Consider the following 1286-nt stretch of genomic DNA (forward strand, 5'->3'; position numbering starts at 1 on the left):
TATGTCCTCAAAGCGATGGGAGCAAGACGATGCCGTCGCCTATTTCTTACCGCCGAGTTATTTGATGCTCAGCAAGCTGAAAAATGGGGCTTGGTGCATGAAGTCGTAAAGCAAGGTCAACTTGATGACGCGGTCGACAAGGTGCTCCGACAGATTATCAGCAACGGCCCTAAGGCAAGCATCGCAACTAAGAAATTAATAAGGCAAGTTTCCGAATCAGACTTAAACCAAGATAAACAGCATGCGACGGCAGAAATCATTGCCTCACTGCGTGTATCGGAAGAAGGACAAGAAGGCTTAAGTGCATTCTTCGAAAAACGCGCTCCGAGCTGGGTTGATAAGGATTTTGGAGAGTAAGGTATGAGTGGTTTTGTACGCGTCGTAGAAGTTGGGCCTAGAGACGGGCTTCAAAATGAAAAAGCAATTGTCCCACTTGAGGCTAAAGTTTCACTTGTAAATGAGCTTTCCGCAGCTGGTGTCAGTTATATCGAAGCTGGGAGCTTTGTTTCGCCAAAATGGGTGCCACAAATGTCGAATAGCGACGCATTGTTTGAAATGATTGATCGCAACGCCAACACACGCTACGCCGCACTTACACCAAATCTTCGTGGTTACGAAGCAGCTAAAATCTGTGGCGCGGAAGAGGTTGCTGTTTTCGCAGCTGCTTCGGAAGCCTTCAGTCAGCGCAATATCAATTGCTCTATCGATGAAAGTATCCAACGATTTGAAGAGCTCGCTAAGCAGGCTAATTCAGATGGCGTTCCTATAAGAGGATACGTGAGCTGTGTCTTTGCTTGTCCGTATGGCGGTAAAGTAGACCCTCGTAAGGTAATTGAAACGACGCGTAAGCTATTTGATTTAGGGTGTTATGAGGTATCACTCGGTGACACCATCGGGGTTGGTACGGCTTATGACACCAAACAACTGCTCTCATTGATGTCGTCTGAATTTGATACAAGCAAATTGGCCCTCCACCTTCACGATACATATGGTCAAGCCCTAGCTAGCGTTTATGCTGGACTAGAGGCTGGAATACGTTGCTTTGATGCTTCTGTTGCGGGTCTAGGCGGCTGCCCTTATGCAAAGGGTGCAACAGGCAATTTAGCGACAGAAGATTTGGTGTACCTTCTTCACAGCGGCGGGTTTGAAACTGGTATTAATTTAGAGAAATTAGCGAGCGCCGGTAACAAAATATCAGACGTTCTCGGTCGCGAGTATCAATCTAGTGTTGGAAAAGCGCTATTCAAAAGTTGTTAAGGCCCTATTCCATCAGATAACAAAAACAA

2 protein-coding genes are annotated in these 1286 nt (G+C 46.3%); both read left to right on the top strand.

Features of this window, described 5'->3' with window-relative positions:
* Positions 1-357, top strand: a 357-nt coding sequence (locus A3738_RS03335; RefSeq protein WP_231876519.1) for an enoyl-CoA hydratase-related protein, incomplete at its 5' end; no start/stop codon positions are given.
* A gap of 3 nt (positions 358-360) precedes the next feature.
* A complete protein-coding gene (locus A3738_RS03340; RefSeq protein ID WP_068763357.1) occupies positions 361-1257 on the top strand; it encodes a hydroxymethylglutaryl-CoA lyase in 897 nt (298 codons plus the stop codon).
* Positions 1258-1286: the final 29 nt, after the last annotated feature.

The organism is Oleiphilus sp. HI0066 (assembly GCF_001635725.1).

What these genes read in the sequence shown, in the direction of transcription:
- A3738_RS03340 (WP_068763357.1), top strand. Translation starts at nt 361, where the DNA reads ATGAGTGGTTTTGTACGCGTCGTAGAAGTTGGGCCTAGAGACGGGCTT.